Source organism: Lysobacter sp. M2-1 (assembly GCF_022662495.1).
Taxonomy (GTDB): Bacteria; Pseudomonadota; Gammaproteobacteria; order Xanthomonadales; family Xanthomonadaceae; genus JAKPBU01.
The window spans coordinates 196,116-209,865 of sequence record NZ_JAKPBU010000001.1; the positions used below are offsets into that span (position 1 = coordinate 196,116).

General features: G+C 67.9%; 11 protein-coding genes. 7 read left to right on the forward strand and 4 right to left on the reverse strand.

The genetic code is table 11. The features are described from left to right. Positions 1 to 8: 8 nt before the first annotated feature. Positions 9 to 869: a YicC/YloC family endoribonuclease gene (locus MC375_RS00795; protein ID WP_242101387.1), complete on the reverse strand. Its 861-nt coding sequence runs from the start codon at positions 867 to 869 to the stop codon at positions 9 to 11. 240 nt (positions 870 to 1,109) lie between these two features. Between MC375_RS00795 and rph the strand changes: the two genes are divergently transcribed. The 6 genes from rph (at position 1,110) to MC375_RS00825 (ending at position 7,086) form a co-directional block, all read left to right on the forward strand. After that, positions 1,110 to 1,838 (forward strand): ribonuclease PH, encoded by a 729-nt coding sequence (gene rph, locus MC375_RS00800; protein ID WP_242101388.1) that lies wholly within the window; start codon positions 1,110 to 1,112, stop codon positions 1,836 to 1,838. Between the two features lie 23 nt (positions 1,839 to 1,861). Further along, entirely contained in the window at positions 1,862 to 2,248 is a 387-nt protein-coding gene (locus MC375_RS00805) for a VOC family protein (RefSeq protein WP_242101389.1), read from the forward strand. Further along, the gene (gene rdgB / locus MC375_RS00810) at positions 2,245 to 2,835 is read left to right on the forward strand and encodes an RdgB/HAM1 family non-canonical purine NTP pyrophosphatase (protein ID WP_242101390.1); all 591 of its coding nucleotides are present in this window, start codon (positions 2,245 to 2,247) and stop codon (positions 2,833 to 2,835) included. The genes MC375_RS00805 and rdgB overlap by 4 nt, the downstream gene beginning before the upstream one ends. Positions 2,836 to 3,159: 324 nt before the next feature. Next, complete coding sequence (hemW, locus tag MC375_RS00815) at positions 3,160 to 4,314, forward strand: radical SAM family heme chaperone HemW (protein ID WP_242102914.1); 1,155 nt, start codon at positions 3,160 to 3,162, stop codon at positions 4,312 to 4,314. Positions 4,315 to 4,387: 73 nt separating this feature from the next. Next, positions 4,388 to 6,682 (forward strand): DUF1631 family protein, encoded by a 2,295-nt coding sequence (locus tag MC375_RS00820; RefSeq protein WP_242101391.1) that lies wholly within the window; start codon positions 4,388 to 4,390, stop codon positions 6,680 to 6,682. Then, the gene (locus tag MC375_RS00825; RefSeq protein WP_242101392.1) at positions 6,679 to 7,086 is read left to right on the forward strand and encodes a PilZ domain-containing protein; all 408 of its coding nucleotides are present in this window, start codon (positions 6,679 to 6,681) and stop codon (positions 7,084 to 7,086) included. The genes MC375_RS00820 and MC375_RS00825 overlap by 4 nt, the downstream gene beginning before the upstream one ends. 9 nt (positions 7,087 to 7,095) lie before the next feature. On the opposite strand, the gene MC375_RS00830 is transcribed toward MC375_RS00825, so the two are convergent. Next, positions 7,096 to 9,756 (reverse strand): EAL domain-containing protein, encoded by a 2,661-nt coding sequence (locus MC375_RS00830; RefSeq protein WP_242101393.1) that lies wholly within the window; start codon positions 9,754 to 9,756, stop codon positions 7,096 to 7,098. Positions 9,757 to 9,799: 43 nt separating this feature from the next. Between MC375_RS00830 and pepQ the strand changes: the two genes are divergently transcribed. After that, a complete protein-coding gene (gene pepQ, locus MC375_RS00835; protein ID WP_242102915.1) occupies positions 9,800 to 11,116 on the forward strand; it encodes a Xaa-Pro dipeptidase in 1,317 nt (438 codons plus the stop codon). On the opposite strand, the gene MC375_RS00840 is transcribed toward pepQ, so the two are convergent. Continuing rightward, positions 11,113 to 12,279 (reverse strand): sialidase family protein, encoded by a 1,167-nt coding sequence (locus MC375_RS00840; protein ID WP_242101394.1) that lies wholly within the window; start codon positions 12,277 to 12,279, stop codon positions 11,113 to 11,115. The genes pepQ and MC375_RS00840 overlap by 4 nt on opposite strands. Before the next feature lie 38 nt (positions 12,280 to 12,317). Next, entirely contained in the window at positions 12,318 to 13,643 is a 1,326-nt protein-coding gene (locus tag MC375_RS00845; RefSeq protein WP_242101395.1) for an aminopeptidase P N-terminal domain-containing protein, read from the reverse strand. Between the last annotated feature and the right edge of the window lie 107 nt (positions 13,644 to 13,750).

The following is a 13,750-nucleotide window of genomic DNA, read 5'->3' on the forward strand; positions in this document are numbered from 1 at the left end:
TCCCGGTCCTATTCAATGTTCTGCACCTGCTCGCGGATCTGGTCGATCAGCACCTTCAATTCCACCGCGGCGTTGGTGGTGCGCAGATCGACCGATTTGGAGCCCAGGGTATTGGACTCGCGGTTGAACTCCTGCAGAAGGAAATCGAGGCGGCGCCCGACCGGTTCGCGCTGCACCAGCGCGCGCCGCAGTTCGATCACATGGCTGTCGAGGCGATCGAGCTCCTCGTCCACGTCCAGCTTCTGCAGCCAGATGACCAGCTCCTGCTCCAACCGCCCCGGATCGGCCGGCTGGGCGAGGTCGGCCAGTCGCGCTTCCAGCTTCTGGCGCTGGCCGGCACCGATCACGGGCATCAGGCCGCGCACCTCGGCGGCGATGCGCGCGATGGCATCCACCCGTTCGCCGATGACGGCGGCGAGCTTTCCGCCCTCCCGCTCACGTGCCGCCACGAACTGGTCCAGCACGTCGTCCAGCAGGGCCAGCGCATCCGCCTGCAGCGCCTCGATGTCGCCGCCACTGGCCTGGAGCACGCCCGGGAACTGCAGCAGGTCGGTCAACTGGACCCGCATCTGCGGAAAACGCGCGTCGAGCTGTTGTGCGATGCCGCCGAGCCGGTCGACCAGCGCCTGGTTGAGCTGCAGCTCGCCGTTGCCTTCGCCCGCGCGCAGCCGCATCACCAGGTCGACCTTGCCACGCGACAGGCGCGAGGCGACCCGCTCGCGCAGGGCCGGTTCCAGTGCGCGCAGTTCTTCGGGCAGACGCAGGCCGATTTCGAGGAATCGATGATTGACCGCGCGCATTTCGCAGCCGAGCGTGCCGTGTCCGGTGCTGCGTTCGCCGGCGGCGAAGGCGGTCATGCTGCGGATCATGCGGACGGCGGGCCTGGGAAGCGGGGCCGCAGTATGCCATCGCGGTTCGCGCGGGCGGTGGAGGGCCGTGCGGGAGAGGGCCAACGCAGTCGCGTGGCTCGCATCCCCGTACCAGGCATCGACACTGGCCCGAGCCAGTGGAATTTGAGTAGGCAGCGCCCGGTTACCACCCCGTAGCGCGTCGACGCGAGCGGACGCATCGGCCCTGATAGACTCGCCGCCCCCTTCGCGAGTCCAGGCATGTCCGAGTTTTCACGCCCCAGCGGCCGCGCCGCCGCCGAGTTGCGAACCGTGTCGATCGCGCGCGGTTTCACCCGCCACGCCGAGGGTTCGGTGCTGGTCTCTTTCGGCGACACTCGTGTGCTGTGCACGGCCAGCGTGGAGAACCGCGTCCCCGGCTTCCTGCGCGGCAAGGGCGAGGGCTGGGTCACCGCGGAGTACGGAATGCTCCCTCGGGCGACCCACACCCGCAGCGATCGCGAGGCTGCGCGCGGCAAGCAGGGCGGGCGCACGCTGGAAATCCAGCGTCTGATCGGCCGCAGCCTGCGCGCCTGCATCGACCGCGCGGCGATCGGCGAACGCACCATCACCCTTGACTGCGACGTGCTGCAGGCCGACGGTGGAACCCGTACCGCCGCGATCACCGGTGCCTATGTCGCGCTGGTCGACGCGATACGGGTGCTGAAGTCGCAGGGCGCGATCGTGCGCGATCCGATCCACGGCGCCGTTGCCGCTGTGTCGGTCGGCCTGTATCGCGGCGTGCCGGTGCTGGACCTGGACTATGTCGAGGACAGCGCCTGCGATACCGACATGAACGTGGTGATGAACGACGGCGGCGGCTTCATCGAACTGCAGGGCACGGCAGAAGGCCATGCGTTCCGGCGTGACGAACTGGATGCCCTGCTGGTGCTCGCCGAAGCAGGATGCGCGCAGCTGTTCGCCGCCCAGCGCGAGGCGCTCGCGGTGTGAGCATGGGCCCGCGGCATATCGCGATGATCGCCCTGCTCGTGCGCGACTACGACGAGGCGATCGCCTGGTACCGGGATGCGCTCGGGTTCGAACTGCTCGAAGACAGCGACCACGGCGGCGGCAAGCGCTGGGTGCGCATGGCGCCGGCAGTCGATACCGGATTCAGCCTGCTGCTGGCCAGGGCCGCCGGTCCGGTCCAGCAATCCGCCGTGGGCAACCAGCATGGTGGCCGGGTCGGCTTGTTCCTGCACACCGACGACTTCGCCCGCGATCATGCGCGCCTGGCGGCGGCCGGCGCGCACTTCGAGGAATCACCGCGCCACGAGCCTTACGGCACGGTCGTAGTGTTCCGCGACCTGTACGGCAACCGCTGGGATCTCATCGAACCGCGTATCGAAACGCAGCCATGAAGCTGGTACTGGCCAGCAGCAACGCAGGCAAGCTCGCCGAACTGCAGGAACTGCTCGGCGACGCGGGCCATGTGCTTTACGCCCAGTCGGGCCTGGGCGCATCCGATGCCGAAGAAACCGGCCTGACCTTTGTCGAAAACGCGATCCTGAAAGCACGCCACGCCGCCCGCATCACCGGACTGCCTGCGCTCGGGGACGACTCGGGTCTGTGCGTCGATGCGCTTGACGGCGCGCCGGGTCTGTATTCGGCACGCTATGCCGGCGCGCATGGCGACGCAGACGCCAATATCGACAAACTGCTCCTCGCCATGGCGGGCGTGCCCGATGCGCAGCGCGGCGCGCACTTCTACTGCGTGCTGGCGCTGCTGCGTCATGCGGACGATCCCCAGCCCCTGATCGCCGAGGGGATCTGGCCAGGCACGCTCCTGCATGCGCGTCAGGGCACGGGAGGATTCGGCTACGACCCGGTGTTCTTCGATCCCGAACACGGCTGCAGCGCCGCAGCGCTCGATCCGGTGCTGAAGAACCGGATCAGCCATCGCGGGCGGGCCCTGGCCGCGCTGCGCGAGAAGCTCACTTCGCTGTAGGAGCGCCGCTTCGGCGCCGGATCGGGCGCGACGAGGCGTCGATTCATCGACAGCGAAACGGGCCTGTGGGTGCGATCACACCGGTGTGGAAGTCGCGCCGAAGCGGCGCTCCTACAATGGTGGTTCCCAGGCTTCTCTGAATCGACGCAGCCCTCCATGGTGCCGCAGGATCTCCTCCCTTCGCCAACGCCCGCACATCCAGTGCCGGGCGTTCAGCAGCGCGCGGACCAGTGGTCCGCAAACGCGCTGCTTGCCTCCGGCTCCAGCCCTCGGGCACAGCCCTCGGGCGTTCAGCAGCGCGCGGACCAGTGGTCCGCAAACGCGCTGCTTCACCCACCGCTGTCGCTTTACGTGCATCTGCCCTGGTGCGTGCGCAAATGTCCTTACTGCGACTTCAATTCGCACGAACAACGCGGCGCCCTGCCCTTCTCGGCCTATGTCGACGCGCTGATCGCCGACCTGGATCACGACCTGCCGCTGGTCTGGGGGCGCACGGTGCAGACCGTGTTCTTTGGCGGCGGCACGCCCAGCCTGTTTCCCGCCGATGCCATCGACGCCTTCCTGCAACAGGCCTCGGCGCGGTTGCGCTTCGCCCCGAACGCGGAGATCACGCTCGAAGCCAACCCGGGTACCGCCGAACATGGCCGTTTCACCGACTACCGCAGAGCGGGCATCAACCGGATCAGCTTCGGCGTGCAGAGCTTCGACGACGGCTGCCTGCGACGTCTCGGCCGCATCCACGACGCCGCCGAGGCGGAAGCCGCGGTCAAGCTGGCGCAGGACGCGGGCTTCGACAACCTCAACCTCGACCTGATGTACGCATTGCCGGAGCAGACTTTGGCGATGGCCGCATTCGACGTGGAGCGTGCCATCGCCCTTGCGCCTGCCCACGTCTCGCATTACCAGCTCACGCTCGAGCCCAATACGGTGTTTGCGGCCCAGCCACCGGCGGGGATTCCCGACCACGACGATGCCTGGGAGATGCAGGCGCACTGCCAGGCGCAGCTGGCTGCGGCCGGCTTCGACCAGTACGAAGTGAGCGCCTATGCGCGCGCCGGCTACCAATGCGCGCACAACCTCAACTACTGGCGTTTTGGCGATTACCTGGGCATCGGCGCCGGCGCGCACGGCAAGCTCACGCTGGCGGCGCAGCAGCAGATCCTGCGCCGCTGGAAGCTGAAGCATCCGGCGGCCTATCTCGCTGCCGCCGGCGGCACCGCGGCGATCGGCGGCGATGAAGACATCCAGCCCGACCGGCGCCCGTTCGACTACATGCTCAATGCGCTGCGGCTGAATGCAGGCTTCGCGCTGTCGGAGTTCGAGGCCCGCACCGGCCTGCCGCGCGCGGCGATCGCCGCGGAACTGCAGCAGGCGCAGGACCGCGGCTGGATCCGGACCGAAGGCGGACAAGTGCTGCCCACCGAGCTCGGCCGCCGCTTCACCAACGACGTGATCCTGCTGTTTCTTCCCGACCGATGACAGGCCGGTCTGTTCCGGCCGGCTCAGGCCGGGGCAGGCATAATGCGTCCGACATGGCAGCAGAACCTGCTTGATGACCGTTCCGGGAAGTCCGAACCCTGCATCGACCGGGATCCGCACCCTGGCGGGCGCACGGCTGCCGCCGCGGGTGCGCAACATCCTCGAATCGCTGCTCCGTGCTGCCTCGGACGAGTTCGAGCGCAGGCTGGGCGACATGCTGGTCGAATTCGAACAGCAGCTGTTCCGCCTGGCCGACCACGCACGCAACCCGGCGGTCGAGGCGGGCTACATGCACACGCTGCGCACCATGCGCCTGAACCGCGCGGACCTGATCCCGCGTTTCATGCTGGGTGTCGAGGCCGGTCTGGCCAGCCTGGACCGTTCGCCTGTCCCGAACGCGGAATCCGCCGCGACGAAACCGGCGATCGCACCCGACTCCACCAGCCTGAAGCTGGTGGACGACACCGAGATGGACGTCGAACTGATCCTGCGCGACGTGGCCCAACGCAGTGCAGCGCGGGCGAGCCTGCCGCTGCATCTCCTGGGCCAACGCTTCGGCGTGCTGGGCGCGATGCCGGCGTTCGATGCCGAACGCCTGCCGCTCGGCCCGTGGTCGCTGTGCACGATCCTTCAGGATGCCAGCAGCGTGCTGCAGCTGCCGCCGGATGCGCAGCAGCTGCTGCTGCGCACCTTCGAGCGCAGGGTGATGGCCGATTACGGCCAGATCGCCGAACTGTTCAATGCCGAGCTGAGCGCATCCGGCGTGCTGCCCGCGCTCACCTACGTGCCGCTGCGGCTGCGCGCCACGGCGTTGCCGTCCGATGACCAGGCATCCGCGAAGCCGCGCGCACGTCGCCGCAACGCGGCCGCTGCGGGCGCTCAAACGGCGGGCGGGCGCGCGCGGCCGCATACGGCCTGGCTCGGCCTGGATGCAGCGGAGGATTCGGTCGACCGCGGAGGCAGCTTCGCCGGGCTGCAGGAATTGCTTGCCGGCAGGCGCACGACCCGGGCCGCGGCCGCGACGCAGCGGTCACGCGCTGCGCCGGACGCATCGGCCGCCGCAGCGGAGCTCGCGACGGCCCTGGCCCAGGTGCGCCCGGCGCTGGGATTGGCGGGCGGAGACGGACAGACGATCGACGGCATCAAGCGCGCGGTCAGCCAACGCCTGCGCGAGGAACGCGGCCCCGATGCCGAACTGACCAAGGCCGATAGCGATACCTTCGACCTGCTCGGCATGCTCTATGAGCGGGTCGAGCGCGAGGTGCGCATCGACACCCTTGCCGCAGGCCTGCTCAAGCGCCTGCAGCTGCCGGTACTGCATGCCGCGCTGGACGACCACGAGTTCTTCACCCGCAGCCAGCACCCCGCGCGCCAGCTCCTCAACACAGTGGCCGAGTCCGGCGCGCGCTGGCTGGACGACAACGACATCGACCCTGCGCTGCTGCAACCGATCCAGCGCGCGGTCGATCACGTGGTGAAGCACGCGCACGAGGATCCGGGCGCGTTCGAGGCCAGCAACCGCATGTTGCAGCAGGAACTCGAGCTCCTGGCACGCCGATCGGACATGGCCGAACGCAGGCATGTGGAGGCGGCGCGCGGAAAAGAGAAACTGGAAATCGCCAAGCGTCTGGCCGCCGAGACGATTACCGGCATGATCGGCCAGCGCAAGCCGCACAAGTTCGTGCGTGCGCTGATCGAGCAGGCCTGGGCCGATGCGCTGACGCTCACCTTGTTGCGTCACGGCGACGACTCGGACGAATGGCGACAGATGCTGGAAACCACCCGGCGGATCGTCACCGCCTGCTGCGACCAAGGTGCCGTGCCCGATCCGGAACTCGCTACCCAGGTCGAAGCGGCATTGTCGCGGGTCGGATACCACGGCGACGAGGCCGCAGCGATCAGCCGTCGCCTCGCCAGCCTGCGCGAGGACGACGACGGAGCCTCGCGGACCGAACTGGCCGCCGCGCTCAAGACGCGTACGCGCCTGGGAGAACGCGCGGGAGCGCAGGACAAACAGAAGCTTGCGCCACGCACGCCCGAGGAGCAGGCGCAGTACGAACGCGTCAGTGAGCTGCCGTTCGGAACCTGGATCGAGTTCGTCAGCAACCAGCAGGGCGACGTCGTGCGCAAGCGCCTGTCCTGGTACAGCAAGGTCACCGGCCACGCGCTGTTCGTGAACCTGCGCGGCCAGCGCGTGGGCGAGCAGTCGCTCGACAGCCTGGCACGGATGCTGGCCCGCGGGCAGGCACGTGTGGTCACGATCGAACGCGCCCGACTGGTCGATCGGGCATGGCAGGCCACGCTGGGCACGCTGCGCGGCCTCGCGCGCCGCGGTGGCGCCGCACGCACCGAGCAGGCGCGCGCATGAGTAGCGAATTCCGCCGCCGTCGCCGTCGACAGATCTCGGAAACGGTTCTGGTGACCGATGCCATGACCGAAGCGGTGGTAGGCCGGATCGCCAACCTGTCCGAAACGGGCATGCTGCTGATCGCCACTGCGCCGCTGACCGACGACGCGCTGTACCAGTTCCGCTTCCGCCTGGTCGATGCCCGCGGCGTCAATGCCGAGTACGAGCTCGGCGCGCACCTGCTGTGGAAGGACGACCAGGGCACGCCAGGCATGACCTGGACCGGCTTGCGGTTCATCGCGATACCTGAGGACCAGGCGCAGCGCCTGCGCGACTGGATCGGGGAGCCCACCGGCCCCGGCCAATCTACTCCAGGCCAGTCCGCTGCAGACCAGCCCGCGCACAACCAGCCAGATCCAACCTGAGCCCGGCAATCAGCTGCGGCTGCGACGCTGGAACAACACCGGTTCCGGACGGTGCAGGGCGAACCCCTGGGCGTGGTCCACACCCAGACTGCGCAGCACATCGAGCAGCCGGATGTCGTCGACCCATTCGGCCACCACATCCAGATCGCGCTGGTGGCCGATCTCGGCGATCACCTCGACGATCGACCGGCTCATCGGATCGGTGTCCAGGTCGCGGATGAAGCTGCCGTCGATCTTGATGACGTCGACCGGCAGGTTCTTGAGATAGCCGAACGAGGCCATGCCTGCGCCGAAATCGTCGAGGGCGACGCTGCAGCCGGCTGCGCGCAAACGGCCGATGAAGCGCACCGCACGCGCCAGGTTGCGCACGGCCTCGGTCTCCGTGATCTCGAAGCACAGGGACGAGGCCGGCACGCCGTGTTCGGCGAGCAGCGCCAGGGTGTCGTCGACGATCGATTCGTCCTCGAGCGATGCGGCGGAGAGGTTCAGCGAGCATCGCGCCGGAGGCCCGGAAGCATGCAGGCGGCCGAAGTTCGCGATCGCCTGCCCGATCACCCAGCGATCCAGCGTGCCCACCAGGCCATAGCGTTCGGCGGCCGGCAGGAACGCGCCCGGCAGGACCACCGCGCCCTGCTCGTCGCGCAGGCGCAGCAGCAGCTCCAGGTACACGCCCTGGCGCGGGCCTTCCCGCAGCGGCTTCATCTCCTGGTAGTACAGCAGCATGCGCCCTTCTTCGATGGCCAGCCGCAGGCGGTTCACCCACTCCATCTCGCCGCGCCGCTGGATGGTGTCGTCGGCTTCGGCGGCATAGAAGTGGATCCGGTTGCGGCCGCCGTCCTTGGCCATGTAACAGGCGGTATCCGCCTGGGCCAGCAGCTCGCGCAGGTTGCTGCCCGGCTGGTCGACCAGCACCACGCCGATGCTTGCGCTGACGGTGTAGCTGCGCTGCTCCCATGCGTACAGATGCGCCTCGATGCGGACCCGCAGGCGCTCGGCCAGCGCTTCTGCATCCACGCGCCGGGTCTCGAACGCGATGATCCCAAATTCGTCACCCCCGAGCCGCGCCAGCACGTCGCTGCTGCGCAGTTCCTCCGCCATGATCAGGGCCAGCTGGATCAGCAGCTGGTCGCCGGCGATGTGGCCGGAGGTGTCGTTGATCAGCTTGAACTGGTCCAGGTCGATGTAGAGCAGCGCGAACGGCGGCCCGCCCTTCGCCCTCGCCTGCAGCGCAGCCTCGATCCGGCGTTCGAACTCGCGCCGGTTATAAAGGTCGGTGAGCGAATCGTGGGTCGCCTGGTAACTGAGCTGCTCGGTGAGCTGGCGCTGCTCGGAGATGTCCTTGGCCACCATCAGCAGCTTCTGTTCGCCGTCCACTTCCATCCGGGTGAGCGACACGCTGGCCCAGAACGGGTCGCCGTTGAGCGACTGCATGACCAGCTCCACGTTGCGCCAGCCTCCGGCTTCTCCGAGTGCGGACAGGCGCGCGCGGTCGTCCGGATCGGCGAACACGCTTTCCAGCACCGTATCGCTGCCGATTGCGGCGCCGAGCCGCTCGCGTGCGGCCTGGTTGACGTATTCGATACGGCGATCGTCGGCGCGCGCCAGCAGCACCAGCGCGGGCAACAATTCGTTCAGGCTGCGGAAACGTTCTTCGCTTTCCCTGAAGCGCTGGCTCATGCGCCAGCCCAGTTCCAGCGCGCGGCGCCGGGTGGTGGTCATGGACCACACCAGCAGCGACAACAGCAGACTCACGACCAGGCCCGGCGTCCATACCGACTCGCGCCAGTCCAGCTGTTGTCCCGTTTGCAGTGGATGCATGGACAGGCGCCAGTGGCGGTCGCCGTAGGCGAGGATGCTGGACAGATGGCCACCCGCGTCCTCGTCGCCATGCAGGCCGGGATGCGAGTCGTACAGCGGGCGCGTCTGGCCCTCGGTCACGTCGGCAACCTCGATATGCATGACCGAGAGGATGTCCGCCGGCAGCGCACTCTCGATCAGGGCCGCGATCCGGAAGGAGACCGCCAGCGAGCCCAGCACGCGCGCCCGACGCTCGGCCAGCGTGCGCGGCGGCGGCCCGGCCCGGTAGATCGGCAGGCGCATGGTCACGCCGTCGGTAGGCTGGCCGGCCGGCGAGAGCTGTACCAGCTGGAACGGCGCCGACAGTACCGGTAGATCCGTATCGCGGGAACGTTCCGCGCCCAAGAGGTTGGCCGGCTGGCTCCTGATATCCAGGCCTGGCAGGCGTTCGTTGCCGGCCATTGGAGCCACCATCTCGGTGATGTAGTGGTCGCCGTCCTCTCGCCGCTCGTAGCGCGCAAAGGCGATCGCCTGCAGGCTGGGGAAGATTTCCCGCGCGCGCAGGTTCGCGTAGGCGTTGCCGAATTCTTCGGCGGTGACCTCGCGCGAAGCGATGAACAGGGCCTGCACCGAGCGGACCATGAGCGCGCATGCGCGCAGGCGCTGATCCAGCGCATCGTGGCTTGAGGTGAGCATGTGCGTCCAGGCCTGTTCGCGTTCGGTCGCATAGCGGCGTTGCTGCCACTCCGCCACCCACCAGGTCAGGGCGAGGCCCACCGCCAGCGCGATCAGGCTCCATGCCCATGGCGGCATGCGCACCAACCCATCGCGCGCGCCCTGCGGCTGCGGCGGGAATCGGTCAAAATCCGACATTGCCCCCACAGAGCTCTTCCCGATGACAATCCCCGATCAGGCGATGTTATATCGCACTCACCTCGATGAATTGGGAATCCGGGCCCAAACGGCGCTTTCCCGCGGTGGGTTCGACCATCTCGTGGTGCCCAGCGGCACGCTGCACTACCAGGTCTTCGATGACCGCGACTATCCGTACGCGGTCAACCCGCAGTTCAAGGCATGGGTTCCGCTCACCCGCAATCCGGGCAGCTGGCTGGTGGTCACGCCTGGCCAGAAGCCAAAGATGATCTACCTGCAGCCGCTTGACTACTGGCACGTGGTACCGCAGGCGCCGAGCGGTTACTGGACCGAGCACTTCGACATCGTGGTGATCCGCAAGCCGGAGGAAGCGCTCAAGCACCTGCCGAAGAACGCCGAGCGTTGCGCGATCCTGGGCGAGCCGCAGAGCGCACTGGGCAATTACGGCGCGTACAAGCCGAACAATCCGCAGCCGGTGATCGACTATCTGGAGTACCACCGCGGCAACAAGACGCCGTACGAGATCGAGATGATGCGCTCGGCGACGCGCAAGGGCGTGCGCGCGCACCGCGCCGCCGAGCGCGCGTTCCGCGCCGGCGCCTCGGAACTGGGCATCCACCTGGCCTACTGCCAGGCCGCAGGGCAGGACGTGAGCGAACTGCCGTACGCCAACATCGTCGCGCTCAACGAACACGGCGCCGTCCTGCACTACACCGAGCTCGGCCGCGTGCCCCCCAAGCCGGTGCGCAGCTTCCTGATCGATGCCGGCGCCGCGCATGCCGGTTATGCCTGCGACATCACCCGCACCTATTCGACCGACGCCGGCGACGGGTTCCAGGCGCTGATCGATGCGGTCGATGCGGCGCAGCTGAAGATGTGCGACCAGGTCCGCGCCGGCTTCGACTACAAGCAGCTGCACCTGGATGCGCACCTGGCGCTTGCGAAGATCCTGCGCGATTTCGGCCTGATCACCGTGTCCCCGGAAGCCGCGGTGGAAACCGGCGTGAGTTCGGCATTCTTTCCACACGGCATCGGCCATGGCATCGGCCTGCAGGTGCACGATGTCGCCGGCTTCGCCGCATCGGACGCGGGCGGCACGATCCCGAAACCCGAGGGGCATCCCTATCTGCGCCTGACCCGGGTGCTCACGCCGGGCATGGTGGTGACTATCGAACCGGGTATTTATTTCATCGACATGCTGCTTGCCGAGCTCAGGGACAAAGGCCTGGGCTCCAGCGTCAACTGGGAGCATGTCGACCGGTTCCGCCCCTATGGCGGCATCCGGATCGAGGACGACGTGGTGTGTACGCAGGGCGACCCGATCAACCTGACTCGCGAGGGATTCGCCGAAGCCGCCTAGCCCTCCGCGTACGCGATGACGCCATTCACTACCAACCGCGACGGGTCGATCACGACGTGGCGAATCCGCTTGCGGTTCCAGGTATAGGTGACGTGGACACGCCCATCGCCGGTCTGGACCACGGCCGGGTACGCGTACCCATGCGGCAGCGGCGCATGCTCCAGCGTCAACACCCGGCGCCAGTGGATGCCATCGTCGGAGAGCGCGATGTCCAGCGGATAGCGCGGCCCCTGGCCCGGCGTGTCGGGAGCGTGCGCGGCGTGGTTGTAGACGAGCAGATGCCGGCCGTCGGCAAGCGTCACCGCATCGGTGCCCGAATTCGGATTGGGCAATGCCAGTGCCGCGACCTCGTTCCAGGTCGCACCGTTGTCGCGCGACCAGGCGCTGGCCATCGCACCCTGACGACTGCGCGCCACGGCCTGCAGGACACCATCGCCATGCATCAGGATGCTCGGCTGGATCGCGTCGATCAGCAACGGCGACACCACCGGCGGCGTGCGCGTCCATGTACGGCCGCCATCGACACTGCGCTCGAAGTGCATGCGCCAGCTCGGGCCATCGGGTCCGCCCATCGCGGCGCTGGACTGCTCCACGCTGGACGGCGCCAGCCACTCGCCGTTGGCAAGCACAACGGGCTTGTTCTTGATCGGACCCAGGATGCCGTCCGGCAGGCGTTTCGGCACGCCCCAGCTGTTTCCATCGTCCTGAGAACGGACGACCATGCCCCACCAGTCGCGCGGCGTCGGTCCGACCTTGTAGAACAGCAGCAGCTCGCCCTGCGGTGCCCGGAACAGCACAGGGTTCCAGGTGGGCTGCCGGGTGCCGTCTTTCTGGACACCATCGGCGACCTGCACAGGCGTTTCCCAGCGGCCGGCGCGCCGGCGCGAAAACCAGATAGCGACATCCGGATTCCGCTCGTGGGTGCCGCCAAACCAGGCCGCGGCGATGGAGCCGTCGCCCAGCTGCACCAGTGTGGAGGCATGCGCTTCCGGATACGGTGCTTCCTCGAAGATCCATTCCCTGGACACGATCGCGTCCGCGGCTATGGCCGCACGCCATGGCATCAGCGCCGCAAACACGGCCAACGCCACAATCACGAATCGGACATCACCATGGGCGCGCACGTCGCTCACCTCGCCTGCCTGCACTGAGCGAGCCATCATGCAGGAATCCGGCGGCGCGCCCAACCGGCGCGCTACGCTCATGCCCGCACCATCAGGGCTTCGATTTCGTCGGCGCTGCGCGCGAGTTTTTCCGTTAGCACGTGGTGGCCGTCGCGCGTGATCAGCACGTCGTCCTCGATGCGGATGCCGATGCCGCGCCACTTCGCGTTCACGCTTGTGTCGTCCGCACCGATGTACAGGCCGGGCTCGATGGTGAACACCATCCCCGGTTCCAGCAGCCGCGATTCGCCATCGAGCCGGTAGTCGCCCACGTCGTGCACGTCCAGGCCGAGCCAGTGCCCGGTCTTGTGCCGGTAGAAGCGCTTGTAGCTGCCGTCGGCGATGTTCTTCTCGAGCTTGCCCTTCAGCAGGCCCAGCGCGAGCAGGCCGTCTGTCAGGGTTTCCACCGCCGCGGCATGCCCTGCTTCATAAGGCACTCCGGGCCTGGCCTGCGCGAGTGCGGCTGCCTGCGCCGCGCCGACCAGATCGTGCAGGGCGCGCTGTTCCCTGGTAAACCGCCCGCTGACGGGAAAGGTGCGGGTGATATCGGAGGCGTAGCCGCGATACTCCGCCCCGGCGTCGATCAGGACCAGGTCGCCATCCTTCGCCTGCGCATTGTTGGCGCGGTAATGCAGCACACAGGCGTTGGCGCCGGCGCCGACGATGCTGCCATAGGCGGGCTCGGCGTCGTGCAGACGGAATACCCGCTCGATTTCCGCCTGCAACGCGTACTCGTGCATGCCAGGCTTCGCCGCGCGCATCACCGCTTCGTGCGCGGCCACGCTGATGTCGGCGGCGCGCTGCATGAGGCGGATTTCGTCCTTGGACTTGAACAGCCGCAGCTCGTCGAGCAGATGGCCGAGTTCGAGGAATTCATGCGGCGGCTGCGCCCCCATCCGTACCTGCGCGCGCACCTGGTTGAGCCAGCCGATCAGCTTGAGGTCGAAGTCGGTGTCGCGCCCGAAGTGGTAGTACACGCGTGACCGTCCTTCGAGCAGGCCGGGCAGAATCTCGTCGAGGTCGTCGATCGGATAGGCATCGTCCATACCCAGCGCATCGACCGCGCCTTCGGGTCCAAGGCGCGGTCCGTCCCACGCCTCACGGTCGGGATCGCGTTCGCGGCAGAACAGCAGCGCCTCCCCATGCCGACGGCCGGGCACCAGGACCAGCACCGATTCGGGCTCGGAAAAGCCGGTCAGGTACCAGAAATCCGAGTCCTGCCGGTACGGGTAATGCGTGTCGCGGCTGCGGATGCGCTCGGGTGCGGCGGCCAGGACCAGGATCGCGTCGTCGCCGGCGATGCGCATCAGCTGCTTGCGGCGTCTTGCGTAGGCGGAGATGGGCGTGGAGATGGGTTTGTGCATCGTTCCTCTTCAGGCCGGCGAAGGCGGATCGCCAGCCCCTGTCCGGGCAATCCTGTCATGGCACGGAATGATCCCGGGGCGTGCGATGCAACGCAAACTCCTGCATC

Coding starts and splice junctions, on each gene's coding strand:
- MC375_RS00795 (WP_242101387.1), bottom strand. CDS start 869: ATGATCCGCAGCATGACCGCCTTCGCCGCCGGCGAACGCAGCACCGGA.
- rph (WP_242101388.1), top strand. CDS start 1,110: ATGTCCGAGTTTTCACGCCCCAGCGGCCGCGCCGCCGCCGAGTTGCGA.
- MC375_RS00805 (WP_242101389.1), top strand. CDS start 1,862: ATGATCGCCCTGCTCGTGCGCGACTACGACGAGGCGATCGCCTGGTAC.
- rdgB (WP_242101390.1), top strand. CDS start 2,245: ATGAAGCTGGTACTGGCCAGCAGCAACGCAGGCAAGCTCGCCGAACTG.
- MC375_RS00820 (WP_242101391.1), top strand. CDS start 4,388: ATGACCGTTCCGGGAAGTCCGAACCCTGCATCGACCGGGATCCGCACC.
- MC375_RS00825 (WP_242101392.1), top strand. CDS start 6,679: ATGAGTAGCGAATTCCGCCGCCGTCGCCGTCGACAGATCTCGGAAACG.
- MC375_RS00830 (WP_242101393.1), bottom strand. CDS start 9,756: ATGTCGGATTTTGACCGATTCCCGCCGCAGCCGCAGGGCGCGCGCGAT.
- pepQ (WP_242102915.1), top strand. CDS start 9,800: ATGTTATATCGCACTCACCTCGATGAATTGGGAATCCGGGCCCAAACG.
- MC375_RS00840 (WP_242101394.1), bottom strand. CDS start 12,279: ATGATGGCTCGCTCAGTGCAGGCAGGCGAGGTGAGCGACGTGCGCGCC.
- MC375_RS00845 (WP_242101395.1), bottom strand. CDS start 13,643: ATGCACAAACCCATCTCCACGCCCATCTCCGCCTACGCAAGACGCCGC.